A 26604-nucleotide genomic window follows, 5' to 3' on the forward strand; every position below is an offset into this window, starting at 1 on the left:
CGCGCAAGGGCGCGCTCCTCAGGATGACGGGTCTTAGGTTTTCCGACTGGGCTTACTCTTCGTCCGTCGCCAGCTCGGCGAGCTTCGCGATCGTGTTGATATTGCGCGCGGTGCCGCGGGCGGCGGCGGGGATCTTCAGCTTCGAACGGCCCATGCCGCTGCCATAGGCGACATAGATCTCGCGCTTGCCGAGCCGGATCTGCTCGTCCTGCTGGCCCTTGACGTCCTTCAGCGCATCCTTGGGCGGCGGCTCGTCGAGGAAGATCGCGACCGTGAAGTTCGGCGGCGCCTTCGGAAACGGATTGGCCTTCAGCACCGCGGCGATCTCGTCGGCGCTCCGCACCGCGACGCCGACCGGCTTGCCGGCATAGGCCTGCAACCGCTGCTCCAGCGCGGCCTTGACCTTGGCCGCGCCGAGCTTCGAGGAGAACACCACATTGCCGCTGGCGATATAGGTCTGCACGTCGTCGAATCCCGCGTCGACGCACATCGCCTTCAGCTCGGTCATCGGCAGCTTGCCGGTGCCGCCGACATTGACCGCGCGCAGCAGAGCGACGTAACGCGGCATCACGACCTCACGTCAGCAGCAGTGCCATCCCCGGATCGCCCTTCTGCATCGCGCGCTGATAGGCCGGGCGCGCCGCGATGCGGCCGAGATAGGCCCTGATGCTCGGGCAGCGGCCAAGGTCGTAAGGCAGGAAATAGCGCATCGTCGTCAGCGAGAAGCCAATCATGATGTCGGCGGTCGTGAACGTGTCGCCAGCAAGATATTGGACGTCGCGCAGCCGCGCCTCGATCAGGTCGAACGAGAGGTCGACCCGCGCCTTGGTCGCCACCAGCATGGGATTGTCGGCCGCGAGGTTGAGCCGGTGCAGGATCATGCTGCGGCCCATCTGCGCCTGCAGCGTGCCGTTGGCGAAGTGAAACCAGTACAGGAACTGGGCGAAATCAGGATGATCCGGCTGCAGCGTCAGCCGTCCATCGCCGTATCTGGCGACGATGTATTCGACGACCGCGCCGGATTCGGCCAGCACCAGCTCGCCGTCGGTGATGACGGGCGCGGCACCGGCCGGGTGCAGCGCCTTGTAGTCGGCCGGCGCCAGCATCGTGACGGGATCGCGCGTGGTGCACTTCAGCTCGTAGGGGATCGCAAGCTCCTCGCACAGCCAGACGATCCGCTCCGATTGCGATTTGCCGAGATGGTGAACGGTGAGCATGCGGGGCTGCCTCTCAGGCGTCCTATTTCTTCTTCGCCGGCTTCTTCTCGGATTGCTTGTCGGGCTTCTGCTCGGATTTCTTCTGGGGGTCCTTTGCCGGCGGCGGCTCTTCCATCGCCTTCTTCATGGCGCGGGCATAGGCGTCGGCGGCATTCTCCGCCGAATTCTGCAACCGCTTGGCGGTCGCGGTGGCGTTCAGGATGGTGCTCTTGGCGAGGTGGCGGAAGCGCGCCTTGGTGTCCTTGTCCGTGGCCTTGGCGGCGCGCGCGACCCAGACGGCCTGGCGCTTCCTGGCGGCCGCCATCACGGCCTTGGTCTGCGCTCTTGCGGTTTGCCGGATGACGGCGTCGAGGTCGGCTTCGGCCATTCAGATACACTCATTATGACGGGACATGCGCCGGCTGGCGCAGGGAGGGGAGCTATCACTAGCGCAACCCGTGCGATTTGAACATGCGATCCTTTTGCGATCGCCCCGAGAGCCGGCATTGTCGGTCGGGCCCCCGTCGCTGGGTGGACCGGCGGATGCTTGCGCGATCTATCGGGCATGCGCTTCAGCATGATATAGCAGCGCGGACCGGCCGCCGGCCGCGCGATCCAATCGAGGTTTCGATGCCAGCCATCAGCCGACGGAGCCTGCTTGGCAGCCTTGCGCTGCTGGCGGCATCGCCCGCGCTTGCGGCGGCGGCGGCCGAGACGCTCAGCGTCGATGCCAGCGAAGGCCGCATCACGCTCAATCGCTACGCCGCCGGGCGCTCCGGCAAGCGGCCGGCCGTGTTGGTCCTGCACGGCTTGCGTGGTTTCGATCTCAGGCCGCAGGCCTATCAGCGCTATGCCAATGCGCTGACCGCAGACGGCATCGACGCCTACTTCGTGCGTTACTACACGCCGGCCGACGAGCAGGCGCTTGCGACGATGCATACGAGCGAGAGCCGCGCGCCCTATGAAGCCGGGCGGTTCGACGCCTGGGCCGGGCGCGTCTCGTCCGTGCTGACCTCGGTGCTGGCAAGTGCGGACAGTTCCGGGCGGATCGGGCTGCTCGGCTTCTCGCTCGGCGGCTACGTTGCCGCGACCGCGGCGGCCCGCGACGCGCGGGTGTCGGCGCTGGCCGTGCTGTATGGCGGCATGCCCGACCAGATCGCGCCGGAGGTCAGGCACCTGCCGCCGCTGCTCGAGCTGCATGGCGAGGCCGACCGCAACGTGCCGCTCTCTAGCGGTGAGAAGCTCGTCAGGCTCGGCAAGTCGGTCGGCGCCGCGGCGGAGATCGTCAAATATCCGGGCAAGGCGCACGGGTTCGATTTCGCGGACGATGATCCAATGACCGCCGACGCGGTCAGCCGAGTTGCCGGATTCCTCAAGGCTCGTCTGAACGCAGCCTGAGCGCCGCGCTATGTTTGAGCATGATCTCGGCGCAAACGTTCCGCGTTTGTCGCGAGGGAAAACCGCTTCGCAGTTTTCCGGATCATGCCTTATTCCGCGGACGAACCCGGCGGCACCTTCGTGCCGGCCAGCAGGCCGGCAAGCTCCACCTGGCGGCCGAGCCCGGTCTTCGCCAGCACGGCCTTGAGCTGGTTGCGCACCGTTTCGCGGGAGATGCCGAAGGCGATGGCGATTGCGTCAACGGTGCGGCCCTCGCCGATGCCGCGCGCGACGCGGGCTTCCGCCGGCGTCAGGTCGAACAGGCCTTGCAGCACTTCCGCATTCGGCACTTCGGCCGGCACCACCGGCGTCACGATCACGATCGCCAGCGCGCGGTCGAACAGGTCGCGCGCGGTGCCGTGGATCGGGACCAGATGCACGATCAACGGCGGACGATCGTCCTGCGCTGCGATCGGCACCGAGCGGACCTCCGTGCTGATCAGCCCTTGCTCGAGTGCGGCCAGCGCCTGGGCGAACAGCACGTCGGCGGTGGCCGTCGCCAGCGTCAGCCGCTCGGCGCGATCCTGCATCACGTCGGGCACCAGGCGGTCGAACAGCGTGTTGGCGGCCATCAGGCGGCCGCCACGCCGCAGCACCGCTGCGGGCAGGCCGAGCATCGCCAGCGATTCGGTTGCCGCCCTCGCGCGCTCCATTCCGAGCCGCGCCGACAGCAGCGCCGCACGCGCCAGATGCGGGCGCAGCGCATCGAGCTGCTCGATGGCTTCCCGCTCGATCGGCCCATGCTGATATTCGCGCTCGACGCTGTAGATCAGCACGTCGCCGCTCGGCACTGGGATCGCGGTGCCGGCGCCCCATCCGAGCCCGCGCGGGCGGAAGAACTCGCGGATCTGGTAGTCCTGCTGCACCTCTTCGGGCGTCGCGAACACGTCGACGTCGCGCAGGAAGCCGGCATGGTTGGCCGCGAGCAGGCGCGGCAGCCGCCCGTTGCGCTCGTGCCAGCCGCCCTCGACATAGGCCACGGTGTCGTCGTGCATGTCGGGCGATGCGACCCAGCGGACGTCGTGCGGGGCCGCCGTCAGCAGCACGATACCGCGCGCTTTCGCGATCCCGCCGACCTGGTGCAGCACGTTCGGCCACAGTTCGGGAACGACCGCGGCCTCATAGGCCAGTTCGATCAGATGCTCGTGCAGGTCGTTCGCCATCGGTCATTCCAAAAAACATTGCCCAACAGATAACCCCATCGACCTCGGAAATATTGCGTAGAGCAATTCAACCCGAGCCACGAGTCCGGACTATTCCGGGGCACTCATGATGAATGATGGACGTTCGTTGGTCCTCCCGGGCATCCGGCGTGTCGCGACATGGCGCCGGTCGAGCCGAAATGTCGCGGAGAGGAATTTGGCGGAGGGGCGCGCTGACGCCATGGCCTGCCTTGCAGGGCAATCACGACCTGTCGTGGGATGTCTGGAACGTCGGCGTCCGACGATCGTCGTGACGCGATCCGGAGTCGTGGAAGGGCGAGGCTGCCTGGATGATGGGTGAGTGAGTGGATCGTGTGGCGAGGTGGATGCAAGCGGTCTCGCCCGAAGTTGTCGGGAGGGCACCTCGGTGCCCTCCCGACAAGTGCACTTAGTTGCAGCCGCAGCCGTGCGAACGACCGCCGCCGAGGATGCCGGACAGGATGTTGGTGTTCTTGAGGCTGATCGGCAGGATGGCCGAGACGTTGGTCTTGTTGCCATTCAGGACGTTGACGCCGCCGCCGAGCACGTTGACGTTGTTGAGCGCGTTGACGTTGAGCGCGGAGACCGCGGTCGTGATCGGAGCGATCACGGAACCGATCAGGGCGCCGCCACCACCACGGGGGCCACCGGCGAAGGCCGGCGAGGCGACGAGCGAGGCGAGAGCGACGGCGACGATATACTTCTTCATGACTTCCTCCGTTGTTATCGAGCCCAAGACCATTGGCTTGGTCGCCGCCACTATCCACGTCTCGAATTCATCCACAACTTGAAGTGGTTTTTTACTCTAATACTTAGCGTTAACCATGTTATCAGAATCCTTGATGCCCTCATTGATGCTGATGATGCTATCAAATCGCGCGCGATGCGCATCAGGTCGAAAGGCCAAAATCAACCAGAAATTGCGGATTTAACGGCCGATTAACCATGATTTCCGACCCTGTATGTGGAGGGTCGCGTGCATGATTCGGCGTGCGTTGTTGGCGGCAGTTGTTGTTGCTTCGCAGCTTGGCGTCTCCGCAGGTCTGGCGCAGACCGCTCCGGCGGAGACGGTGTCCGTGAACGCCGGCTCGATCGGCCTGCGCACGGGCTATGATTCCAACCCGACCGACACCCTGGGTGCGCGCGGCAGCATGTTCGCGACGCAGACGATCAACTACGATTACCTGCGCGGCTCGCTTCAGGACGGCATCGTCGGACTCAACGTCAAGTTTGCCGACACGCAATACGACCCCGGCGTCGCAGCCCCCAGCACCACTGCGATCATCACCGCCGCCGGCGCCATCGAGCTTGCACCGAAGCTCGCGTTGCGCACCACGTTGACGACGACGGTCGACGACAATTGGGCGCGCCGCTCGCATGGCGTGCAGCTGCGCAACCGTCTCGAATACGACACCACGGATTTCAGGCTGTTCGCCAATGTCGACACCGGCATCAACGCGCTCAACGAGCGAAACATCTTCACGCTGGGCGATTTCCTGCCGCAGGACGAGAACTTCGTGACGCGCACCTTCATGCCCGGCTTCGCCTACAAGCTCGGGACCGGCGAGATCGGCACCTCGGTGGTGCTGTCGCGGGTCGCCTATCTCGCGACCGATATTTTCGGGCTCGATCGCAGCCACAACATCGTGCAGCCGAACGCCTTCTTCACGGTGAAGAGCAGCGGCGTCGAGGTGGAAGGATCGGTGTCGCCGTATTTCGCCAGATACGACACCACCGATTTCGACGACGTCAAGCAGCTGCTCTACACCGCCAAGGCCAAGTATCAGACGGGTGCGTGGACATTCGGGGTCGGATCGTCGCGAACGATCTCGGATACCACGCTCTCGTTCGCCTCGCTCGACGTCGGGCAGGCGAGCGAAGCCTCGCTCAGCTACAAGTTCGATGACAAGAACGCGGTCAGCCTCTTGGCGCGCTATCGCCGCGACGACTATCTCAACACCGATCTGTGGAGCACGACGTTCCTCACCGGGCTCGATTTCGCGCATGATTTCGGTGACGGATATATCGGCACGGCCGGAGCCTCGGTCCGGCAGGTGCGGCGGCCCGACGAGGTTCAGCCCTGGGCACTGAACGTGCAGATCGGCTTCCAGAAGAAACTCGATTTCGGCGATCCGCCGAAGGCCGCCGATGCCAAGGTCACCGAGATCAAGCCCAAAACTTGATCATTGAGACCCGATGATTGGAACCTGACGCCGACCTGACGATCATCGCCGCGTGTGGCGAAATTGAATCGGCGCGACGATCAGACACATTTCCGAAGCGTCCCGAAACGTATTCGGCATCGGTGGCCGCTGCACTGGTTCTGCCAGAGTCACTCGTTTGCAACGCTGCTTGCGATCCTTCGATCATGGACATCCTTTAATTTGTATCCGCGCAATTCGCGGCGACAGTGACCTCCGTCAGTCAGCCGAGCCAGCGTGGGCTCGAGAGGAACCGATGATCAGCCGCAGGGCGCTGTCCGGATTTTTGATGACGCTGGTTGGACCCGCATCGGTCGCCGGCAACACGCTGGCGCTGAGTCACTGCCAGGGGTCGTGCGCGAACGTCGATCTGCCGGCGCTTGGCTACGATACGTTCTGCCGCTCGTTCTTCGATATCGCGGCAAGCGGAAAGCTGCGCGCGGTCGCGACCGGGTCGGAAATTCGCCGCGAGATGCGGTCGCTGCTCCGGGGACGGCGGCTTTACCGCCCGTCCGGCGACGAGATCCGGATTCTCTGGCGCGGCACGGCGGACCGATTCTCGGTGGTGAAGGTCGAGTTCGATCTGGAATGCGGCGTGCCGGTGCGCGGTTGTCTCGGGATACCCGACGGCGCGTTCAGGGGACTGATCCTGCTCGGTCACGGCATGGCAAGCACGCCGGAGCGCTGCTTCGACGATGCCGACCAGGACTACATGAACGCGATCGGCAAGCAGCTGTGCCAGGACGGCTATGTCGTCTGGTGTCCCTACATCGTCCAGATCGGAAATCAGGAAAGCCAGAACAACATCGCCGCGATGCTGGCGTCCCACGGCGTCTCCGCGCACAACGTGTCGTGCGCATCGATCGACGCCGGCGAAACCGTCTGCCGCAAGCTGACCGGGGCCTCCGGTCTGAATGTCGGCGTCTATGGAGTGTCCTCGGGCGCCTTTCTCGCGCTGCATCTCGAAGCCGCGACGGGGCGGATGCGGCCGACCGTGGTCTCCGGCTATATGCGCGACGAGAAGAAGTTTCTGATGTCGTCCACGATCAGCAAGAATCTCGGCATCGAACTGGCGGCCTATATTCATTTCGCCAACAGCCGCGCCAAATACGCCGGGACAGAGCTGGCGTACCTGCTCTGTCCGTGTCCGCTGTTCGTCGAGATCGGCAGCCGCGACGGCGCCAACGCGATCGAACTCGGACGTGAGGAGAAGTTCGCGGAAATGCAATCGGTTTACGCGTTGTCGGGCCACCCGCATTCGATCGACATGGCCATCTTCGACGGCGTGCACGAGGCCAGCGGCCAGCGCGCGCGGCCATGGCTGTCCGAGCATCTGGCGTCGCCCGCCTATCAAGCGACGTCGCGCTTGAAGAATGCCATCGCGTTGTGAGCGGCCCGGGCCGCTGCCCCTTTTGCCTGCATCACATTGACGGGAGCCGTCGACATCCGCGGCCGCGCCAAGCCAGCGGTGCGGATGCGATTGCGCGGGCATTGCAGGGCCGCGCCGCTTCCCGGAGATAGCGCTCCTCGCTGACGCCTGGTCCCCGTGCAATCACGTTACAGGATTGTCGGATTAGGTGCGTTATGATCTCCTGACCATCCCGGTCTTGGGGAACCCGACGTCATATCCGTCTCGTAGAGCCTGTTGGTAGCCGAGGGGTTGGACAGCATGAGTGGTGCGGAACGAATGCTCGGTGGATTGGCAGGACTTCTGGTATCGGCGGGACTGGCGGTGATCGGGATCCAGGCGGCGCATGCCCAGGCGGGGCCCCCCGGGCCTCCTGCGGTCGGCGTGTTCGAGGCGGTGAAGCGGCCGATCACCGAAACCAATGAGTTTCTCGGACGCATCGAAGCGCCCAACCGCGTCAACGTGGTGGCGCGCGTCACCGCGTTCCTGGAGAAGCGGAACTTCGTCGAGGGCGCCGAGGTCAAGGCCGGCGACCTGTTGTATCAACTCGAGCGCGGCCCGTTCGAGGCCGACCTGGCATCGAAGAAGGCGCAGGTCGCCCAGCTGCAGGCCACGCTGGTCAACGCCAAGTTGACCACCGATCGCGCCAAGGCCCTGATGGGTGGGCCGGCCGGGCAGCAATCGAACGTCGATGCGGCGGTCGCCAACCAGCAGAGCCTCGAGGCGCAGGTGCAGGCGGCGCAGGCGCAGGTCGACCTGTCCCAGATCAATCTCGACTACACCGAGATCCACTCGCCGATCGACGGCAGGATCGGACGCACCTCGGTTACCGAAGGCAATGTCGTGACGCCGAGCTCGGGAACCCTGACGACCATCGTCAGCCAGGACCCGATGTATGTCACATTCCCCGTGTCGGTGCGCGAGGCGCTCGATCTGCGCGACCGCTATGCGACGCGCGGCGGCTTCAAGGCGGTCGTGATCCGGCTGCGCCTGCCGGACGGCCGGCTCTACGAGAAGACCGGTGAATTGAATTTCGTCAACAACACGATCGCGCAGAATACCGACACCATCTCCTTGCGCGGCACCATCCCGAACCCGTCGACCTACACCTCGGTTGCAGCCGGCGGCGCGGTCCGCGAGCTCACCGACAATGAGTTCGTGACCGTGCTGCTGGAAGGCGTGCAGCCGGTCGAGGTGCTGGCGATCCCGCGTTCGGCGGTGCTGTCGGACCAGCAGGGTGAATATGTCTACGTCGTCGGCGCGGACAACAAGGCGGAGCAAAAACGGATCCAGCTTGGGCAATCGACCTCGACGATTGCGGCGGTGACGAGCGGCATCGCGCTCGGCGACAAGGTGATCGTCGAGGGATTGCAGAAGGTCAGGCCGGGCGAGGTGGTCGCGCCCGGACCGGCCAGCGCGCTGATCCAGTCGAGCATGAAGGTGTCGGCCGATAGCGGCGCCGGCAGCACGCCGAAGTCGACGGGCAATAACCCATGATCTCCGCCATCTTCGTCGATCGTCCGCGGCTTGCGATCGTCATCGCGTTCGTGATCACGATCGCCGGTGCGCTGGCGCTGATGCAAATCCCGGTCGCCCAGTTCCCGGACATCGTGCCGCCGCAGGTCACGGTCTCGGCCGTGTTCCCCGGCGCGTCCGCCGAAGTGGTCGAATCCAGCGTCGCCCAGCCGCTGGAAGCGCAGGTCGTCGGCGTCGACAAGATGCTCTACATGAAGTCGACCAGCGGCAATGACGGCAGCTATACGCTGACGGTCTCGTTCGCGCTCGGTACCGATCCCGATATCAACACCGTCAACGTCAACAACCGGGTGCAGAGCGCGCTCGCGCAATTGCCGACCGAGGTGCAGGCGCAGGGCCTGACCGTGCAGAAGAAATCCTCGGCCGTGCTGCAGTTCATCGTGCTGTACAGCAAGAGCGCCGAACAGGATCCGCTGTTCATCACCAACTACGCCATCATCAACGTGCTGGACGCGATCTCGCGCACGCCCGGCGTCGGGCAGGCGTCGCTGTTCGCCAAGCTGAATTATTCGATGCGGATCTGGTTCGACACCCAGCGCCTGACCAGCCTCAACCTGGCGCCGTCGGACGTGATCGCTGCGATCCGGGCCCAGAGCGTGCAGGCGCCGGTCGGCCGCATCGGCGCGCGTCCGATCAGCAATGACCAGCAGTTCCAGTTCAACGTCCAGACCCAGGGCCGCCTGACCACATCCAAGCAGTTCGGCGACATCGTGCTGCGGGCCAATCCCGACGGCTCGGTGCTGCGGATCAGGGACGTCGCAACCGTCGAGATCGGCGCGCAGAACTCGGACTCGGAATCGCGGATCGACGGCAATCCCGGCGTGCCGATGGGCATCTATCTGGCGCCCGGCGCCAATGCCGTGACGACGGCCAAGGCCGTGCAGGCGACGCTTGCCCGGCTGTCGGAGCGGTTTCCGCCGGGGCTGACCTATCTCGTGCAGTACGACTCCACGACCTTCGTCTCCGATACGATCAAGGAGGTGATGAAGACCCTCGGCGAGGCTTTCGTGCTCGTCGTGATCGTGGTGTTCCTGTTCCTCGGCAATCTGCGCGCCACGGTGATCCCTGCGGTCGCGGTGCCGGTCAGTCTGATCGGCGCTTTCGCGGTGCTGCTCGCGATGGGCTATTCCGCCAACACGGTCTCGCTGCTGGCGATGGTGCTGGCGATCGGTATCGTGGTCGACGACGCCATCGTCGTCGTCGAGAACGTCGAACGCGTCATGGAGGAGGAGCCGGAGCTTTCGCCGGCCGATGCCACCAAGAAGGCGATGGCGCAGATCACCGCGCCGATCATCGCGATCTCGCTGGTGCTGCTGTCGGTGTTCGTGCCGATCGCGTTCATTCCCGGCATTTCCGGCACGCTGTTCCGCCAGTTCGCCGTGACGATCAGCGCGGCGATGGTGATCTCGGCGCTCAATGCGCTGACCTTGTCGCCGGCGCTATGCGCCGTGTTCCTGCGCCATGGCGGGCCGCGCCGCGGCATCATGGGACGGGTGCTCGGCGGCATCGACTGGGTGCGCGACCGCTATGCCGGCGTGGTGCAGCGGCTGCTCCGCCTGGCGGTGCTGTCGCTGGTCGCGGTGCTGGTGTTCGCCGGCGCGGTGTTCGGCGTATCGAAGATCACGCCGACCGGCTTCCTGCCCGAAGAAGACCAGGGCGCCTTCTTCATCGCGGTGCAATTGCCCGACGGCGCCTCGGTGGCGCGCACCAGCGAGGTCACCAAGCAGGTCGAGGCGCTGTTGAAGAAGAACCCGGCGGTCGATCACGTGCTGTCGATCATCGGCTTCTCGCTGCTCGACGGCGCCAGCGAGCCGAACTCCGCCTTCATGGTGGCGCGCATGAAAGCGTTCGCCGACCGCAAGGCGGTCACCGACTCGGTGCAGGCCGCGATCGGGCAGACCTTCGTCGGGGGATCGCAGATCCGGCAGGCCTCGGTGCTGCCGTTCAACCTGCCGCCGATCATCGGGCTCTCGACCTCGGGCGGTTTCGAATATCAGCTCGAGGCGCTCGAAGGCCAGGATCCGGCTTCGCTCAGCAGCGTGATGGGCGGGCTGATCGGCGCTGCGAACCGCAATCCAAATCTGGCCCGCGTGTTCTCGACCTTCACCGCGACCAACCCGTCGGTCTATCTCGACATCGACCGCGCCAAGGCGCAGGCGCTCGGCCTCAACATGGCCGACGTCTTCACCGCGCTGCAGGCTACGCTCGGCGGCATCTACGTCAATAACTTCAACCTGTTCGGCCGCACCTGGCAGGTCAACGTGCAGGGCGATGCGGCCGACCGCCGCGACATCCCCGACATCTGGCAGATCTATGTGCGCAACACCGGCGGCGAGATGGTGCCGATCCGCTCGATCGCGTCCTTGCGCATCGTGACCGGCCCGCAGGTGATCACGCGCTACAACAATTATCGCTCGGTCACGGTGAACGGCAGCCCGGCGGCGGGCGTGTCGTCGGGCACTGCGATCGCGACGATGGCCGACCTCTCCAAATCGACGCTGCCTTCGGGCTATTCCTACGAATGGACCGGCACCGCCTATCAGGAGCAGGCGGCGTCGGGACAGACCGGCATCATCCTCGCGCTCGCGGTGCTGTTTGCCTATCTGTTCCTGGTGGCGCTGTATGAAAGCTGGACGATCCCGATTCCGGTGCTGCTGTCGGTCACGGTCGGCGTGTTCGGCTCGTATCTTGCGATCAAGCTCGCGGGGCTGAACCTCGACCTCTACGGCCAGATCGGCCTCGTGGTGCTGATCGCGCTCGCCGCCAAGAACGGCATCCTGATCGTCGAGTTCGCCAAGGAGCAGCGCGAGGCCGGCAAGCCACTTGCGGAGGCCGCGACGATGGGCGCGCAAATGCGCTTCCGCGCCGTCATGATGACCTCGATTGCCTTCATCCTCGGCCTGGTTCCGCTGGTGGTCGCGACCGGTGCCGCGGAAATCAGCCGCCGTGCGGTCGGCACCGCGGTGTTCGGCGGCATGCTCGCCGCCAGCTCGATCGGCATCTTCCTGGTGCCGATGCTGTTCGTCACCTTCCAGGGCTGGCGCGAGAGCGTGAAGAACCGCTTCGGTCGGCGAGGCAAGGCGGAACAGCCGGCGTCGCATTAGACCCGGCCTAATCCCATCGCGCATTAGCGGGTCGCGTGCGGCGGCGCTATACTGCTCGCCCCATCGATGGAGTTCCGGATTGAGCGTTGCGTTCACCAAGGAAGAAAGTGCCGAGACCGCGTCGGAGACGCTGTTGCCGGACCGCCCCATATCGCCGCATCCCAATCTGGTGACGGAAGCAGGACGGAAGGCGCTGGAGCTTCAGCTCCAGCAGGCGCGCGAGGCCTACGAGGGCCGCGCAGCAGCTGGACGACGTCAACGAGCGGCGCCGGCAGTCGGCAGTCCCGCTGCGCGACGCGCGCTATCTCACGGAACGGCTCCGCACCGCGCAGGTCGTCGCCGATCCTGTCTCGACCGAAACCGTTGCCTTCGGCAGCACCGTGACCTTCAGCCGCGCCGACGGGCGCGTGCAGACCTATCGCATCGTCGGCGAGGATGAGGCCGATCCGAAGGCCGGCTCGATCTCCTATGTCTCGCCCGTGGCGCGGTCGCTGATGGGCAAAGGCGTGGGCGACGTCGTGGGCGCGCGCGAGCAGGAGTTGGAGATCGTCGCGATCGCTTAGTTGCCTCGTGCGCCGCGAAACCAATTTTGTCCCAATCCGTCTTCTCAAATTGTGATCTACGTCAATTGTGGTATCCCAAGACTGCCGTATATTCTTTCTTGCCCGTTCGTTCTTCCTGGCTTGGCGTTTGTTTCGGTTCTGCCAAGCTTCAGCAGGTAAGCCATGACCAGCGGCGTTTTTCCAATACTACTTGATCACGACTTTCGTGTTCGTGCCGCTCGTTCTTTGTGAGAAGCCGGTTCGTGTTTGTTCTGTGTTGGGGTACCTCGAGAAATGTTGGATAGGCACCTAGAGCGGGATGGGGTTAGGTTGAATCGATTTGGGATTCCCAAATCAGTGTGTTTCTGATTCACCATGCTGGCTGGATAGGAGGCCAGCATGGATGGGGAAGCCGTATTCTCTGGATCTCCGCAAGCGTGTTGTTTCCGCGATCGAGGGCGGGATGTCGCGCAATCGGGCCGCCAAGCAGTTTGGGGTAGCGATCAGCACGGCGATCGGTTGGATGAAGCGGGTCGATGAGACCGGCAGCGTCGAGCCTGGCCAGATCGGCGGCTACAAGCCGAAGGCAATTTCGGGCGAGCACGCGGTCTGGCTGTCACAACGGATCAAGGACGGCGATTTTACGATACGCGGTCTCGTTGCCGAGCTTGCCGACCGTGGCCTGAAGGTCGACTACCACTCGGTGTGGGACTTCGTGCATGCCGAGAAGCTCAGCTTCAAAAAAAAGCGTGGCGGCTGGCGAACGCGATCGTCCCGAGGTGGCGCGGCGGCGAGCCCAGTGGGCAAAGTATCAAGGTCGCGTCGAAGCTGAACGGCTGGTCTTCATCGACGAGACCTGGACCAGGACCGATATGGCGCCCTTGCGCGGATGGGCGCCGCGCGGGAGCAGACTTCACGCCAAGGTTCCCCACGGCCGCTGGAAGACCATGACCTTTCTGGCAGCCCTGCGCCATGACCGGATCGATGCGCCATGGTTCATCGAGGGGCCGATCGATGGCGTGAGCTTCCGCACCTATGTCGAGAAGGTCCTCCTGCCGACCCTTCAGCCCGGTGACATCGTCGTGTTGGATAACCTCGGCAGCCACAGGAGCAAAGCGGTTCGCCAGCTTATCCGTTCGGTCGGCGCCAAACTCTTCTTCCTGCCAAAATACTCGCCCGACCTGAACCCGATCGAACAAGTCTTTGCCAAGCTTAAGCACTTGGTCCGTAAAGCTGCCGCGCGAACCGCCGACGCCGTCTGTGCCGCAATCGGCCATGCACTCGATGCCTTCACCTCACAGGAGTGCGCCAACTACCTCAAAAATTCAGGCTATCGAACTTAATCTCATCGCGCTTTAGATCAAGTGTACCGAAACCACGGAGTAAGCCTAGATATCTTGGCCAGAAGAGGCGGACTCGCAGCAGGAGAGTGTCTGGCTATAATTGAAGGTCGCGAATGCACGATCACGAAGGTCGTCGAATTCGAAGCCGGCTAATACCTTGAAATCTGATTTGGGACGAGCGATGGCGCTGCCGTCGATTACTATCGGGATTGGTTGTTTGCCTCCCAGTTCTGCGGTGAGTAGATCGTTCGCCAAAACCCACGGCAGACTGTTATCAGGATAATTGCGATTGAGCCTCAATAAGGCAAAAGTTCTCGTTTGGAGGGCTTCGCGTATTTCGACCGGGTCTGGGCGCGATGAAAGCGACAAGCCAAGCTCGACTTGCCGCATCCTGGGAGTGGGCAAGCGATAGCCACGCTGTTGAAGTTTGAAGTCGGGAGACAGTTCCCGCAGCTGCTCATCAATGTGATGACCAATCTCGGTCAGAGCAGTCACAAGGTCTCGCTCGTTGCTTTGGGTCTTTGAAGTCTCAGCGTGGAGCGGAGTCAATTGAGAGTGTGAAGCTCTTGCGCGATCGATAATGCGAAGGAAGTTTTGATTCGAGAATTGCAGCTGCAGGAAAGTCGCCGCATTCATGGCTGCCAGCTTCCTAACCCTACCTCCGGTGGCTTCCTCTAGGCGCGATTTTCCTGCATTGGCATGATCAGAAATGCCACGGATTGTAACAGCGGGTACAGCGCGGCGGCGGCATTCTTCAAAGACGCCGCCGGATTCGGTTTCGACCGCAAGCACCTTGCGATCGATGTTTCGGAGCTTCTGGTTATATATTTCACTCTTGCTCACGGCGGCGCATACGACAAGGCCGTCGGCCGATGCGGGATAGTTTGCATTTTCCAGAGCCGGGAGGCTAGACAGGTCGAGTTGCTTAGCGGCGTCTCGCTGCTTCTCCTGCCAAGCCTTATAGGCTGGCTGCAGCTCAGGAAGGATTCGAGAGAAATTCAGAGCGGCGACAATTTCGCGAGGCGTATGAAAGTACGTAAGTGATAGCGCGATATCGAGCTGGCCTGCATCGTTATCTACGGCCCTTGCGTTGTCTAAAACGTCTGCAACGCTGCTACTATAGCAAACGTCGCCAAGCCGCAGATCGGTGGTCAAGCTGCCGGCTATGCCAATACATACAACAAGCCCCGCATCGAACTCGGCTAGCGTTTCTGAGACAGCTCTTGCCGCGTGCGTGCGTCCCATACCTTCTTGCTGTACGACCAAAACTCTTAGGTCTGGATGGCCAACACCTAATTCGTGACGGAATGTGCTAGGGGTCGATCGATTTACGGTTGGAGAGAATACTTCCATTAAAGTAAGTAGCTCTTCCTCCAGCGGGACGACGATGACGATGTCGAACCATTCCTTCACAGCGGTCGGTAGAATAGCAGTGTTGCCGTTTGACATATCGCCTTCTGATAATCAAAATTTGCCAATGAATTGTGCGGTTGTAAGATATGATGACATATAGCTATTTCTTCACAACCGCAACGAGTGGACGATAGAAGAAAGTAGAAGGACGCATAGCGATCGTCCTCCCAATCACGCCGCCGGCAGTGCAAGCCGCTCGATGGTCTGAATATGCCGGGCGAGCAGGCCGCAGGCCTGCTCGATGTTGCGCGCGCGCAGCGTCTGCAGGATCACGCGATGATCCTGGCTCGGCCGCGGCCGCCAGCCGGCGTTGCGCGCCATCGCGAACACCAGTCGCGAATTCGCCAGCTGCAGGCCGTCGAGGCTGGCGAGCAGCCGCGGCATCGCGCACGGCGCCACCAGCGCGTGGTGGAAGGCGCGATTGGCCATCTCGAAATCCTGCACCGTTTCGGCGTTGTCGCCTTCGATCATGGCGACCTCGATCCGCGCCAAATGGGCCGAGGTGAATTTCGGCGCAGCGTTGCGCAGCGCCACCACCTCGAGCGCAGCCCGCATCTCGGCGATCTCCTTCACCGACTTGGTGTCGAGCGGTGCGACCCGCACGCCGCGGCGCGGCACCGCAACGACGAGGTGCTGCGCCTCCAATTGCCTGAACGCCTCGCGCACCGGGACATGACTGGAATGGAATTCCCGCGCGATGTGATCCTGCCGCAGCGGGGCATCCGGCGGCAACGCGCCGCTGATGATGCCCTCAGCGAGCACCTCGGCAATGCGCCCGGCGGTCGTCGTGTTCTCACCTTCATCTATCATAGATTATCTATCATAAAAACGAGTGCACTGCCGCACAGCCTCGGCTAGCATCATTATAAGAGCCATGATCATAGATAATATATCTGATTATCTATGATCGATCGCAAACGAGAAGGCAAGCCCGATGGTTGATGTCGTTGAGATCGAACGGACCGAGCGCCGCAACAGCGCACCGCCCCGCAAGGTTTGGGAGCGGACGGAGGCCGAGGCACTCTACAATCTGCCGTTCGCGGACTTGATGTTCCAGGCGCAGGGCATCCACCGCGCCAACTTCAATCCGAACCACGTCGAAACCGCGAGCCTGCTCAGCATCAAGACCGGCGGCTGCCCGGAAGACTGCGGCTACTGCTCCCAGAGCGCGCATTACGACACCGGCCTGAAGGCCACCCGCCTGATGCCGCGGGACGAAGTGGTCGCCGTCGCGCAGCGCGCCAAGGATGCCGGCGCAACCCGCTTCTGCATGGCGGCGGCATGGCGCAGTCCGAAGGACCGCGACCTCGACCAGGTCTGCGACATGGTCAGCGCGGTGAAGGGCCTGGGGATGGAGACCTGCGTCACGCTCGGCATGCTGACGCCCAAGCAGGCCGAACGTCTCTCCGACGCCGGGCTCGATTTCTACAACCATAATGTCGACACCTCGCCCGAGTTCTACGACAAGATCATCACCACCCGCACGCTGCAAGATCGCATCGATACGCTGGCGCATGTCCGCGACGCCGGCATCAAGGTGTGCTGCGGCGGCATCATCGGCATGGGCGAGATGGTCGAGGATCGGCTCGGCATGCTGGTGCTGCTCGCCAATCTCCCCAGCGCTCCGGAAAGCGTGCCGATCAACCTGTGGAACGAGGTCAAGGGCGTGCCGGTCAACGACACCGCCGAGCGTCCCGATCCGATCGCGCTGGCGCGGCTGGTCGCAACGGCGCGGATCCTGATGCCGACCAGCGTGGTGCGCTTATCGGCCGGGCGGCAATACATGACCGATGAATTGCAGGCGCTGTGCTTCCTCGCCGGCGCGAACTCGATCTTCATCGGCAACGTGCTGTTGACCACCAAGAACCCGCAGCGCGATCGCGACGCCGATCTGCTGGATCGGCTCGGCATCACCTCCCGTCTCGCCTGAGCTAAACCTTCGGCACGCGCGCGGCGCCCGCCGCGCGACCAACGACAAACCTGTGAGAGAAGCATGAGCGCAATCCATGCGGCCGCGGCCGCTGATTACGCCGCGGCCTTGCACGCCCTGAGCAAGGACGATCGGCTGCGCGGCCTCACGCCGCGCGCGGGCATCGATTTCGTCTCGAACGACTATCTGGCGTTCGCCAACGCGCCGCGCATCAAGCAAGCGGTTGCGGCTGCGCTCGCGGCCGGCACGCCGATCGGTGCCGGCGGGTCGCGGCTGCTGCGCGGCAATTGCGCGGAGCACGAGCGGCTGGAGTCTGAGGCCGCCGAGTTCTTCCACGCCGAGACCGCGCTGTTGTTCGGCGGCGGCTATGTCGCCAATTTCGCGGTGCTGACCACGCTGCCGCAGCGCGGCGACCTGCTGGTGCTGGATGCGCTGGTGCACGCCAGCATCCATGAAGGCGCGCGAGCCGGTCGGGCCGAGTTCCGGTTCAGCGCGCATAATGATCCGCAGGCGATCGAGGATGCCATTCGCGGCTGGCGCGCTGAGGGCGGCAAGGGCCGGGTCTGGATCGTGGTCGAAAGCGTCTACAGCATGGACGGCGACGTCGCGCCGCTCGACGACCTCGTCGCGATCGCCGACCGGCACGACGCGTTCCTGATGGTCGACGAGGCGCATGGCACCGGCGTCTATGGCGAGCACGGGCGCGGGCTGACGGCCTCCTATGAAGGCCGCGAAAACCTCGTGATCGTGCACACCTGCGGCAAGGCGCTGGGTGCTGCGGGTGCGCTGGTCACGGCCTCCACGGTGCTGCGCGACTTCATGGTCAATCGCTGCCGCCCGTTCATCTTCGCCACGGCGCCGTCGCCGCTTGTGGCCGTTGCGGTGCGTGAGGCCCTGCTGATGCTGCGAGAGGAACCCGAGCATCAGCAGCGCCTCGCCAAACTGGTCGCGTTCACGCATCACGAACTCGATCGACGCGGCTGGCGCAGTCCGTCGCGATCGCAGATCGTGCCCTATACCGTCGGCGACAATGCGCGCGCGATGCAGCTTGCATCCAGCTTGCAGGAGCGCGGCTTCGACGTCAGGGGCATCCGGCCCCCGACCGTGCCGGCCGGCACCGCGCGGCTGCGCATCGCGCTGACCCTCAATGTCAGCGAGGACGACGTGCGGGCGCTGCTCGATGCGCTGGTCGAGGAGACCAAGGGCTGGTCGCGATGAGCGGCCGGATCGTGGTGACCGGCACCGATACCGGGATCGGCAAGACGGTGTTCTCCGCCGGCCTCGCCGGCTTCCTCGGCGCGAGCTACTGGAAGCCGGTTCAGTCGGGCCTCGATGAGGAGACCGATGCACAACGGGTGGCGCGGCTTGCGGGACTCCCGGCCGATCGCATCGTGCCGGAACGCTACCGCCTGCGAACGCCGGCCTCGCCGCATCAGTCCGCCGCGATCGACGGCGTACGCATCGATCCTGAGGCGCTCGCCGTGCCGGCAACCTCTGACCGGCCGCTGGTGATCGAAGGCGCCGGCGGGCTCATGGTGCCGCTCAACGACGACATGCTCTATATCGACATCTTCGAGCGATGGCGGCTTCCGGTCGTGCTCTGCGCCCGCACCGCGCTCGGCACCATCAATCACTCGCTGCTGTCGGTCGAGGCGCTGCGCAATCGCAAGATCGACATTCTCGGCATCGCGTTCATCGGCGAGAGCAATCCCGAAAGCGAGCGCGCCATCTGCCAGATCGGGCAGGTGCGCCGGCTGGGCCGGTTGCCATGGCTGTCCTCACTCGCAGCAGACACGTTGCAGGCGGCGTTCAAGGCGTCGTTCCGGCGCGGAGATTTCGAGGCATGACGTCGCCCAGGAGGTCTCCGATCTGGCATCCGTTCACCCAGCACGCGCTGCACGGCGAGATGACGAGGATCGTGCGCGGGGAGGGCGCCTATCTCTACACCGCGGACGACCGCCGCATCATCGACGCCATCGCATCCTGGTGGGTCTTGACCCATGGCCATTGCCATCCGCATATCGTGCGCGCGATCCAGCAGCAGGCGGAGCAGCTCAACCAGATCATCTTCGCCGGCCACACCCATGATCCGGCCGAAGTCGTTGCCGCGCAGCTATTGAAGCTGGCACCTCGCGGCCTCGACTACGTGTTCTTCTCCGATAGCGGATCGACCAGCGTCGAAGTGGCGCTGAAGATGGCGCTCGGCTACTGGCACAATATCGGCGTGCCGCGCACGCGGATCATCGTGATGCAGCACTCCTACCATGGCGACACCGTCGGCACGATGTCGGTCGGCGCGCGCGGGGTGTTCAACAGGGCCTACGCGCCGCTATTGTTCGACGTCGCGACGATTCCGTTTCCCGCCACAGGCCACGAGCAGGCGACGCTCGATGCGCTCGATGCGGCGTGCAAGGAGCCGGCCGCGGCGGCGTTCATCGTCGAGCCGCTGATCCTGGGCGCGGGCGGGATGCTGATGTATCCGCCTTGGGTGCTGAAGGAGATGAAGCGCGTCTGCGAAGCCCATGGCGTGCTGTTCATCGCCGACGAGGTGATGACCGGCTGGGGCCGCACCGGCACCTTGTTCGCGTGCGAGCAGGCCGAAATCGCGCCCGATATCGCGTGCTATTCAAAGGGCCTCACCGGCGGGTCGCTGCCGCTCGCGGTGACGCTGTGCCGCGCCGAGATCTACGACGCGCATTATTCCAGCGACCGTTCGCGCACCTTCTTCCATTCCAGTTCCTACACGGCGAACCCGGTCGCCTGCGCCGCCGCAAGGGCCAACCTCGAGCTCTGGCACCATGGTGCCGGCGAGCGCGTTGCTTCCGTCGCCGCGATGCAGGAGCGCCTGATCGCGCCGTTCCACACGGATGCGCGTTTCGAAAACGTCCGTCGCACCGGAACCATCACCGCGCTCGATCTGAAGGCCGGCGACGCCGGCTATCTCGCCGGCATCGGATCGAAACTGCAGGCCTTCTTCGCACGTCGCGACCTGCTGCTGCGACCGCTCGGCAACACGATCTACGTCATGCCGCCCTATTGCGTCACCGAGGCCGACCTCGGTGAGATTTATTCCGCGATCGCGGATGCAGCCGACGAACTGGCCTGACGGTACACCCTGCGCGCCGCAAATTCCGTGACTGACGATTTGCATCGCGTGCCGTTTTGCACGCGATGGCACTCATGTGAAATCGGCGTACTCTTGCGGGCACGCCGATCAGCCGGGTCAGGCGTGCTTGTGTGGCGCTGGCCTCGCGGCGGGATGTTGCGGCCGTGGCGCGGGATGGGGGCGCGGTGCCGGTCGTGACACATGCGGCGCGGGCCGGGGCGGCGGCGCACGGTGCACGGCCGCCTGCGCGACGTGGGGCGCCGGCGGATGCGCGGCCGGACGTGGCGCAGGTCGAGCAGGGGCATGCTGTGCGGCTTGCGGCCTCGGCGCATGCACGGCTCGCGCTGCGGCGACATGCGGCGCCGGCGCGGGATGTTCGCCTGCGGCGGGCGCAGCATGAGCTGTCGGCAGGGCGTGTTCCGACGGCTGTGCGTGCGCAGCAGGCAAAGCGTTCCCCGCGGGCAAGGCGTGTCCTGTTGGCGCTGCGTGCTGTGGCGGCAGGGCGTTTCCAGTGGGCAGCGCGTGCCCCGTCGTTTGAGCGTGCTCAGTCGGCGCGGGGTGCGTCGCCGGCAACGCGTTGCCGCTCGGCAGGGTATGCCCGGGCGGCACGGCATTCCCCGTCGGCACCGCGTGCTCGGCCGTCGGTTGCGCATGCCGGGGCGGCGGCGCCGCGATCGGCTTGCCCGGGCGCGCGGCGATCACGCCGGCGCCGCTGAACTGCGCGGCGTGTGCAGTCGCGGCAACCGCCGGATGACCATGGTTGTTGGCGAGCGTCAGCGCCGGATTCTTCATCGCCGCTTCCGCATGCCGGGTCTGCTCGGCGGTCGGCGCCACGTGGTGCTCGTTGGCGGCCGCGGCCTGCTGCGGCGTCGGCCGCACCGTGGTGCCGCCGGCGCCGCCATTGTAGCTGACGTTGGTCGTGTTGTTGATGACAGTCTTGTTGTAGACGTTGGTGACCGAGACGTTCGAGATGTTGTTGACGGACCTGTTGTAGAAGAAGCTGCCGCCGCGCCAGTAGCCGCCTTCATAGCCGACGCCGGTGTAGCCGAAGCCGTAGGAGATGCCGCCGTAGAAGCCGACGGTCGCGCCCCAATATCCGGCGTGGAAAGCGTAGACGCCGTCGTTCCAGCCCCAGTAGCCGGGCGTCCACAGCAGGTCGGGCGCGGGCGGAAGCACCCATGTGCCGGGCACCCAGTAATAGCCGGTATCGTCGTCCCAGGCCCAATAGCCCGGAGTCCAGATGTAGCCGACCGCGGGCATCGGCGGCTGCACATAGACCGGCAGCGGCGGCGGCGCCGCATCCACGGTGATGCCGATGCCGATGGCGAGCTGCGCGTGCGCAGCGTTGGGCGGTGAGAGGCAGCAGAGGCTGAGAGCAAGAGCGAAAGGCAGTCCGGCGATGCGACGCATGGCACATACTCCAATCTTATTCCCCCAGCGTTGGAGTCGAATAGTGGCGGCGACATGAACCCGTTGTGAATGTTTGTGCTGACACCGTGGTTTCGAGATCGCGCGACGATGGAATCGTTAACGGCAGCAGACGACAGTCAGCTTGATGTCAGGATGGAACGCGAGGTTGTCTGCGTACGCCAGATGAAGGCACGCGCGGTGGGCCAACCGGCGCGTTCTGTGCCGGACGAACGCCAGCGCTTCGGGCATATGGGAGTGCCTCGCCATTCAACTCGTGCGCGCCGATCGCGCGGAGCTTAGAGATCGCGGGTCGTGGGAGGCGATGGTCCGCGCGCGGTCCCGAAACCTCAGCATCGCAACAAGCGGCGATTTTTGCAGAATCGGCCCAATAGCGCTGTCTTCAGATTCGTATAAGCTCACAAGCTATTTCACTCGCGTGAGAAGTTTCGATGCGGTCTCTCTGGTCGCGGCTGCTAGCACTCTGGATCATGCTGGTCTTGTCAGGAGCTGCGACCGGGTACCTCCTGTTCGAGTCCTTTCAGCAGACCGCGAACGCACGCGTTGCCCGGTCTGAGGAGCTGGTAGCACGCGCCTGCCGGGATATTGCCGACCGCTACCAATTCTTCGTCTCCGGTTGGACGGGCGGGCCCGTTGACGCCCGGCTGAAGCAGGAGCTCAACGCGCTGGTTCAGGTCGCACTTTCCGGTGCCACCGGCGTCGAGGGAGGCGTCTGGCAGGCCGATGCGGGTTCGCTCGCCTACGCCTTCCCTTCCTATGAAGGTACGGGTCCGAAGACCGATCTTCCTGCCGCGGAACTGGGCACGATCCGCGAAGTCAATGGCGAAGCCCTGCGTTCGGGGCGGCCGGCAGGTTTGCGGCAGCCGGCGCGCTCGCAGGTACTGCTGGTGCACGCCTGCCCGTTGCGCGGACCGCTGCAGGGCACGACGGCCTGGACGATGACGCGCGCCTTCACCGCGGAAGGTCCGGCATACACCCAATTGCTGACTGGATTGGTTGTGCTTGCAGTCACCATCTTCGGCTCCGCGATATGGCTCGCGCGCGTGCTGTTCTCATGGTCGCGCAAGATCGCGGTCCTGGAGAAAGCGCTGGGGAAAAATGAAGACATCAATCTTCCAAGGCTTCCCCCTACCGGCGAGCCGGAGCTCGACCGGCTGGTCGATGCGCTAAACCAGACCGGCGAACGGCTCGCGCAGGAGCAGCGCCGCGCGAGTACAGCCGAGCGCCTTGCCGCCGTCGGGCGGCTGTCGGCGGGGCTCGCGCACGAGATACGCAACCCCATCGCTGCGATGCGGCTCAAGGCGGAAAACGCGCTTGCCGCCGGCGATGACGCCCGCAAGAAGACTGCGCTGGAAGCGATTCTGAAGCAGGTTGCACGGCTGGACACGCTGCTCCGCAATCTCTTGCAGATGACCCAGGCCGGCGAACCCAAGCCGATGGATGTCGAGCTTGCGTCGTTCCTGCACAGCACGATCGAGCCCCACCAGGAATTGGCGGCGGCCAACGGCTTGTCGTTGGAAACAGGAACGACGGCGCCGAACGATCCGTTGCCGCGCTTTGACCCTTCCCAGATGCAGCGCGCGCTCGACAATCTGATTCTCAATGCCATTCAGAACACGCCTGCCGGCGGGCGCATCATTGTGGACGCCCTGCGGGAACAGGATAAGCTGTTGCTATCCGTGACCGACAGCGGAGCGGGCGTGAGCGAGGAGATGCGTGACCGGCTCTTCGAGCCCTTTGCAACCGCGCGCTCCGAGGGAACCGGACTCGGGCTTGCCATCGTGCGGGAAATCGCGCGTGCTCACGGCGGAGAAGCTCGCCTCGCGCATACCGCGCGCGGTGCGCGGTTCGAGATCGAGGTGCCATGGCAAACGTCCTGATTATCGATGATGACCCGGATTTGCGTGAAGGTCTTGCGGAGGCGCTGAGCGATCTCGGCCACACACCGCAAACGGCCTCATCGGGGCGCGAAGGTCTCGCCGCGCTGTCCGAGACGGTGGACGCGGTGCTGCTCGATCTCAAGATGCCGGGTATGGATGGCATCGAGGTGCTGCGGCGCATCAGGTCGCAGGAAAGCCCGCCTGCCGTGGTGGTGTTGACCGCGTTTGCCAGCGCGGAAAATACCATCGAAGCGATGAGGCTCGGCGCCTTCGACCACCTTACCAAGCCGATCGGGCGCGACGAACTGAAAATCCTCATGGGACGTTTGCCGTCTCGGCAGCGGCCCATCGCCATGACAAGCAAAGGCAGCCTCGATACCCTGATCGGATCGAGCGAGGCCATGCGGCGCGTGCAGAAGGCGATCGGGCTTGCCGCCGACAGCCAATCGACGGTTCTTATCCAGGGCGAGACCGGGACTGGCAAGGAGCTGGTGGCGCGCGCGCTGCACATGCATGGCCAGCACAAAGACGGCCCGTTCATCGCGGTCAATTGCGCGGCGATCCCGCCGGACCTGCTTGAGAGCGAGCTCTTCGGACATGTGAAGGGGTCATTCACAGGCGCGACGAGCGACCGCATCGGCGCCTTCCGCGACGCTGACAATGGCACTTTGTTTCTCGACGAGATCGGTGACATGCCGCTTGCGATGCAGGCCAAGATCCTGCGGGTATTGCAGGAGCGGGTGATCACGCCGGTTGGCGGCAAACCGGTCCAGACCACGGCGCGGGTCGTCACCGCAACCCACCGCGACCTGCCAAGGCTCGTGGCGGCCGGCGGGTTTCGGGAAGACCTCTACTATCGTCTCAATGTCGTTCCCATTGCGGTACCGCCGCTGCGCGAGCGGCCGTCCGATATCGTGCCCCTTGCCGAGCATTTCCTTGCGCTTGCGGTCAGTTCCGGACAGCCGCTGAAACAGCTCGACAGCGGCGCGATCGATAAGCTCGCGCGTTACGGCTGGCCCGGCAATGTCAGGCAATTGCGCAACGTTATCGAACGGGCTTGCCTTCTCACCAGAGGCCATACCATCGCCGCGGACGATATCGACATCAGCGCCGCGGAGCATCACCCAGCTCACACGGCGCTTCCGGAGGGCGATCTGCCGGCGGCGGTGGCGCAGCTTGAAGAAGCGATGATCCGCAAGGCGCTGGACGCCTGCGGCGGCAACCGCACCGAAGCCGCGCGGCGCCTCAACATCAACCGCCAGCTTCTCTACACCAAGATGCAGCGTTACGGCCTGACCGGCGGAGATGCGTAAGAAAATCTGACGCCCGCCGTCAGAAAAGCCGACGACTGACCAGCCGAACACTCCCAAAAACTCTTCACAAACAAGCACTTCAGCTTTGGCACGCCCATTGCTGAACCTTTCGCACTGGCGACCCGCTCGCCATTTCTGAAGGAGCTTGATCATGAAGATGACAACGACGCGAATACGAGCGCTTGCGTGCGCGTTCCTCGCGGCGACAGCCATCGGAGCCGGCACGAGAGCCCATTCGCAAGCCGCCGGCGCCGTCTGGGATTCGTCGCAACTGCCGGAGTCGCGCGGCCGGGTGAAGCACTACACGTTGACGCCCCGCGGCGACGTTGACGGGCTGATCCTTGCCGACGGCACGGAAGTGAAGCTGCCGCCGCACCTCTCCGCCCAGATCGTCTATACGATCAGGCCGGGCGACGAGGTTTCGATCCGCGGTCTTCGTGCGCGAGCCATTCCGCTCGTCGATGCGACTTCAGTCAGCAATGTCGCAACCGGCAGAACTGTCACCGACGAGGGGCCGACGCGCGGCCCCGACAACGGCGGCGCGCAGCAGGCGTTCAGCGGCCGGATCGCCGCGGCGCTGCACGGCAAGCGCGGCGAGGTGAATGGCGCCATGCTCGACGACGGCACCCAGCTTCGCATGCCCCCGCCTGAAGCCGAGCGCTTTGCCGACTGGTTGCAACCTGGGCAGATGGTTTCCGTGCGCGGAGAAACGCTGGACACCGCGCTCGGCAGAGTGGTGGACGTGCAAGCGATCGGCGCCTCGCCCGGTCAGATGACCGAACTCGACGGTCCACGTCCGCTGCGTGGTCGCAAGGGTGGCCCCGACCGTTTCGGGCCGCCACCTCCACCGCCGCCGCGCGGCTGACGCCAGCCGCATATTTCCGAAGCAACACACAACAGAGGAGAACAACACCATGCACTGGATTGATCCCGATTGCCTGCCCGAAGTGAAAGGCACCGTCGAACGCTTCCTGCTGAACCAGCACGGCGAGATCGACGGCTTCGTCATGAATGGCGATGGGCCGGCGCCGGTCCTCGTTCATACGCCGCCGCACATGGAGACCGGACTCACCCGCCACGTAAAGGCCGGCGACGCGGTCGGCGTCCGCGGCGTCCGTCCGCGCAAGAGCCACCTCATCGCGGCGGTCGCGGTCACGGCGGCGGATGGGGCGCATATCGTAGACCAAGGACCGGACCACGATCGCAAACATCCGAAGCTCGAAAGGAGGAAGATGTCGGCCGAGGGAACCGTGCGGCTGTCGTTGTTCGGCCCGAAGGGCGAACTCCGCGGGGCGCTGCTCGCCGACGGCACGGTGATCCGAATCGGGCCCAAGGAGGCTGAACAGCTTGCCGGTCTTCTTGCACCGAACGCGATGGTCGCGGTGAGAGGAGACGGTGTCGAAACCAGACACGGTCGCGTCGTCGATGCCAAGGAGATCGGCACCAGCAGCCGTGATCTCCGCGCGATCAAGGCTGCAAAGCCGAAGCCCAAGCACGAAGAAAAGCCCAAACACGATCGTTCCGCACACGCCTGAGGTCGATCGCCAAGAGGAAATTGGCGGAATAACGTCGTGGGTCGAGGCCGG

At 64.4% G+C, this 26604-nt stretch carries 22 protein-coding genes and 1 pseudogene; 15 read left to right on the top strand and 8 right to left on the bottom strand.

Annotation, left to right across the window (positions count from 1 at the left end; genetic code table 11):
• Positions 1–52: 52 nt before the first annotated feature.
• The 3 genes from ACVMB0_RS09175 to ACVMB0_RS09185 are packed head-to-tail and all read right to left on the bottom strand — an operon-like array spanning position 53 to position 1584.
• Positions 53–568: a DUF1697 domain-containing protein gene (locus ACVMB0_RS09175; RefSeq protein WP_461345998.1), complete on the bottom strand. Its 516-nt coding sequence runs from the start codon at positions 566–568 to the stop codon at positions 53–55.
• Between the two features lie 7 nt (positions 569–575).
• A complete protein-coding gene (locus ACVMB0_RS09180) occupies positions 576–1217 on the bottom strand; it encodes a glutathione S-transferase family protein (protein ID WP_461345999.1) in 642 nt (213 codons plus the stop codon).
• A gap of 22 nt (positions 1218–1239) precedes the next feature.
• Positions 1240–1584 (bottom strand): hypothetical protein, encoded by a 345-nt coding sequence (locus ACVMB0_RS09185; RefSeq protein ID WP_461346000.1) that lies wholly within the window; start codon positions 1582–1584, stop codon positions 1240–1242.
• A gap of 242 nt (positions 1585–1826) precedes the next feature.
• On the opposite strand from ACVMB0_RS09185, the gene ACVMB0_RS09190 reads away from it, so the two are divergent.
• Positions 1827–2594 carry a dienelactone hydrolase family protein gene (locus ACVMB0_RS09190; RefSeq protein WP_461346001.1) on the top strand — a complete coding sequence of 256 codons (768 nt, stop codon included), beginning with the start codon at positions 1827–1829 and terminating at the stop codon, positions 2592–2594.
• A gap of 89 nt (positions 2595–2683) precedes the next feature.
• Here the strand turns inward: ACVMB0_RS09190 and ACVMB0_RS09195 are convergent, their stop codons facing one another.
• Together ACVMB0_RS09195 and ACVMB0_RS09200 are read right to left on the bottom strand one after the other, a co-directional pair.
• The gene (locus ACVMB0_RS09195; protein WP_461346002.1) at positions 2684–3796 is read right to left on the bottom strand and encodes a helix-turn-helix transcriptional regulator; all 1113 of its coding nucleotides are present in this window, start codon (positions 3794–3796) and stop codon (positions 2684–2686) included.
• A gap of 427 nt (positions 3797–4223) precedes the next feature.
• Positions 4224–4523: a hypothetical protein gene (locus tag ACVMB0_RS09200; protein ID WP_456751099.1), complete on the bottom strand. Its 300-nt coding sequence runs from the start codon at positions 4521–4523 to the stop codon at positions 4224–4226.
• A gap of 289 nt (positions 4524–4812) precedes the next feature.
• Between ACVMB0_RS09200 and ACVMB0_RS09205 the strand changes: the two genes are divergently transcribed.
• The 6 genes and pseudogenes from ACVMB0_RS09205 (at position 4813) to ACVMB0_RS09230 (ending at position 13948) form a co-directional block, all read left to right on the top strand.
• Positions 4813–5997, top strand: coding sequence for a hypothetical protein (locus ACVMB0_RS09205; RefSeq protein ID WP_461346003.1), 1185 nt, complete (start codon positions 4813–4815; stop codon positions 5995–5997).
• Between the two features lie 274 nt (positions 5998–6271).
• Complete coding sequence (locus tag ACVMB0_RS09210) at positions 6272–7405, top strand: hypothetical protein (RefSeq protein ID WP_461346004.1); 1134 nt, start codon at positions 6272–6274, stop codon at positions 7403–7405.
• A 297-nt stretch (positions 7406–7702) separates the two neighbouring features.
• Entirely contained in the window at positions 7703–8920 is a 1218-nt protein-coding gene (locus tag ACVMB0_RS09215) for an efflux RND transporter periplasmic adaptor subunit (protein WP_456751096.1), read from the top strand.
• Positions 8917–12063 (top strand): efflux RND transporter permease subunit, encoded by a 3147-nt coding sequence (locus ACVMB0_RS09220; RefSeq protein ID WP_461346005.1) that lies wholly within the window; start codon positions 8917–8919, stop codon positions 12061–12063. Before ACVMB0_RS09215 ends, ACVMB0_RS09220 begins: the two co-directional genes overlap by 4 nt.
• A gap of 79 nt (positions 12064–12142) precedes the next feature.
• Positions 12143–12626, top strand: a pseudogene (gene greA, locus ACVMB0_RS09225) (transcription elongation factor GreA).
• 382 nt (positions 12627–13008) lie between these two features.
• Positions 13009–13948 (top strand): IS630 family transposase gene (locus tag ACVMB0_RS09230; protein ID WP_461345637.1). Its coding sequence is split into 2 segments (ribosomal slippage): positions 13009–13344 and positions 13346–13948, totalling 939 coding nucleotides; the frame shifts between segments, so codons are not numbered across the junction.
• Between the two features lie 45 nt (positions 13949–13993).
• Here ACVMB0_RS09230 and ACVMB0_RS09235 read toward each other — a convergent pair.
• Positions 13994–15397, bottom strand: coding sequence for a 5'-methylthioadenosine/S-adenosylhomocysteine nucleosidase family protein (locus ACVMB0_RS09235; RefSeq protein WP_461346006.1), 1404 nt, complete (start codon positions 15395–15397; stop codon positions 13994–13996).
• 135 nt (positions 15398–15532) lie between these two features.
• On the bottom strand, positions 15533–16171 hold the full coding sequence (locus tag ACVMB0_RS09240; RefSeq protein ID WP_461346007.1) for a GntR family transcriptional regulator: 639 nt from the start codon (positions 16169–16171) through the stop codon (positions 15533–15535).
• Between the two features lie 124 nt (positions 16172–16295).
• Between ACVMB0_RS09240 and bioB the strand changes: the two genes are divergently transcribed.
• From bioB to ACVMB0_RS09260, 4 genes are all read left to right on the top strand, one after another.
• Positions 16296–17291 carry a biotin synthase BioB gene (gene bioB, locus ACVMB0_RS09245; protein WP_461346008.1) on the top strand — a complete coding sequence of 332 codons (996 nt, stop codon included), beginning with the start codon at positions 16296–16298 and terminating at the stop codon, positions 17289–17291.
• Between the two features lie 63 nt (positions 17292–17354).
• A complete protein-coding gene (locus tag ACVMB0_RS09250) occupies positions 17355–18509 on the top strand; it encodes an 8-amino-7-oxononanoate synthase (protein ID WP_461346009.1) in 1155 nt (384 codons plus the stop codon).
• Positions 18506–19138, top strand: a complete 633-nt coding sequence (bioD, locus tag ACVMB0_RS09255) for a dethiobiotin synthase (RefSeq protein ID WP_461346010.1) — start codon at positions 18506–18508, stop codon at positions 19136–19138. The genes ACVMB0_RS09250 and bioD overlap by 4 nt, the downstream gene beginning before the upstream one ends.
• A complete protein-coding gene (locus ACVMB0_RS09260) occupies positions 19135–20397 on the top strand; it encodes an adenosylmethionine--8-amino-7-oxononanoate transaminase (RefSeq protein ID WP_461346011.1) in 1263 nt (420 codons plus the stop codon). Before bioD ends, ACVMB0_RS09260 begins: the two co-directional genes overlap by 4 nt.
• A 117-nt stretch (positions 20398–20514) precedes the next feature.
• Here ACVMB0_RS09260 and ACVMB0_RS09265 read toward each other — a convergent pair whose 3' ends face one another.
• Positions 20515–21807 carry a YXWGXW repeat-containing protein gene (locus ACVMB0_RS09265; RefSeq protein WP_461346012.1) on the bottom strand — a complete coding sequence of 431 codons (1293 nt, stop codon included), beginning with the start codon at positions 21805–21807 and terminating at the stop codon, positions 20515–20517.
• A 449-nt stretch (positions 21808–22256) separates the two neighbouring features.
• Between ACVMB0_RS09265 and ACVMB0_RS09270 the strand changes: the two genes are divergently transcribed.
• The 4 genes from ACVMB0_RS09270 to ACVMB0_RS09285 all read left to right on the top strand — a co-directional run bounded on the left by ACVMB0_RS09270 (position 22257) and on the right by ACVMB0_RS09285 (position 26553).
• Entirely contained in the window at positions 22257–23705 is a 1449-nt protein-coding gene (locus ACVMB0_RS09270; RefSeq protein WP_461346013.1) for a sensor histidine kinase, read from the top strand.
• Positions 23690–25018 (top strand): sigma-54-dependent transcriptional regulator, encoded by a 1329-nt coding sequence (locus tag ACVMB0_RS09275; RefSeq protein WP_461346014.1) that lies wholly within the window; start codon positions 23690–23692, stop codon positions 25016–25018. The genes ACVMB0_RS09270 and ACVMB0_RS09275 overlap by 16 nt, the downstream gene beginning before the upstream one ends.
• Positions 25019–25175: 157 nt before the next feature.
• The gene (locus tag ACVMB0_RS09280; RefSeq protein WP_461349624.1) at positions 25176–25883 is read left to right on the top strand and encodes a hypothetical protein; all 708 of its coding nucleotides are present in this window, start codon (positions 25176–25178) and stop codon (positions 25881–25883) included.
• A 49-nt stretch (positions 25884–25932) separates the two neighbouring features.
• On the top strand, positions 25933–26553 hold the full coding sequence (locus ACVMB0_RS09285; protein WP_461346015.1) for a hypothetical protein: 621 nt from the start codon (positions 25933–25935) through the stop codon (positions 26551–26553).
• The last annotated feature ends 51 nt before the right edge of the window (positions 26554–26604 follow it).

The organism is Bradyrhizobium sp. USDA 4451 (genome assembly GCF_054822585.1).

Excerpts from the sequence above, each read along its gene's own strand:
- ACVMB0_RS09175 (WP_461345998.1), bottom strand. The coding sequence starts at position 568 with ATGCCGCGTTACGTCGCTCTGCTGCGCGCGGTCAATGTCGGCGGCACC.
- ACVMB0_RS09180 (WP_461345999.1), bottom strand. The coding sequence starts at position 1,217 with ATGCTCACCGTTCACCATCTCGGCAAATCGCAATCGGAGCGGATCGTC.
- ACVMB0_RS09185 (WP_461346000.1), bottom strand. The coding sequence starts at position 1,584 with ATGGCCGAAGCCGACCTCGACGCCGTCATCCGGCAAACCGCAAGAGCG.
- ACVMB0_RS09190 (WP_461346001.1), top strand. The coding sequence starts at position 1,827 with ATGCCAGCCATCAGCCGACGGAGCCTGCTTGGCAGCCTTGCGCTGCTG.
- ACVMB0_RS09195 (WP_461346002.1), bottom strand. The coding sequence starts at position 3,796 with ATGGCGAACGACCTGCACGAGCATCTGATCGAACTGGCCTATGAGGCC.
- ACVMB0_RS09200 (WP_456751099.1), bottom strand. The coding sequence starts at position 4,523 with ATGAAGAAGTATATCGTCGCCGTCGCTCTCGCCTCGCTCGTCGCCTCG.
- ACVMB0_RS09210 (WP_461346004.1), top strand. The coding sequence starts at position 6,272 with ATGATCAGCCGCAGGGCGCTGTCCGGATTTTTGATGACGCTGGTTGGA.
- ACVMB0_RS09215 (WP_456751096.1), top strand. The coding sequence starts at position 7,703 with ATGCTCGGTGGATTGGCAGGACTTCTGGTATCGGCGGGACTGGCGGTG.
- ACVMB0_RS09220 (WP_461346005.1), top strand. The coding sequence starts at position 8,917 with ATGATCTCCGCCATCTTCGTCGATCGTCCGCGGCTTGCGATCGTCATC.
- ACVMB0_RS09235 (WP_461346006.1), bottom strand. The coding sequence starts at position 15,397 with ATGTCAAACGGCAACACTGCTATTCTACCGACCGCTGTGAAGGAATGG.
- ACVMB0_RS09240 (WP_461346007.1), bottom strand. The coding sequence starts at position 16,171 with ATGATAGATGAAGGTGAGAACACGACGACCGCCGGGCGCATTGCCGAG.
- bioB (WP_461346008.1), top strand. The coding sequence starts at position 16,296 with ATGGTTGATGTCGTTGAGATCGAACGGACCGAGCGCCGCAACAGCGCA.
- ACVMB0_RS09250 (WP_461346009.1), top strand. The coding sequence starts at position 17,355 with ATGAGCGCAATCCATGCGGCCGCGGCCGCTGATTACGCCGCGGCCTTG.
- bioD (WP_461346010.1), top strand. The coding sequence starts at position 18,506 with ATGAGCGGCCGGATCGTGGTGACCGGCACCGATACCGGGATCGGCAAG.
- ACVMB0_RS09260 (WP_461346011.1), top strand. The coding sequence starts at position 19,135 with ATGACGTCGCCCAGGAGGTCTCCGATCTGGCATCCGTTCACCCAGCAC.
- ACVMB0_RS09265 (WP_461346012.1), bottom strand. The coding sequence starts at position 21,807 with ATGCGTCGCATCGCCGGACTGCCTTTCGCTCTTGCTCTCAGCCTCTGC.
- ACVMB0_RS09270 (WP_461346013.1), top strand. The coding sequence starts at position 22,257 with ATGCGGTCTCTCTGGTCGCGGCTGCTAGCACTCTGGATCATGCTGGTC.
- ACVMB0_RS09275 (WP_461346014.1), top strand. The coding sequence starts at position 23,690 with ATGGCAAACGTCCTGATTATCGATGATGACCCGGATTTGCGTGAAGGT.
- ACVMB0_RS09280 (WP_461349624.1), top strand. The coding sequence starts at position 25,176 with ATGACAACGACGCGAATACGAGCGCTTGCGTGCGCGTTCCTCGCGGCG.
- ACVMB0_RS09285 (WP_461346015.1), top strand. The coding sequence starts at position 25,933 with ATGCACTGGATTGATCCCGATTGCCTGCCCGAAGTGAAAGGCACCGTC.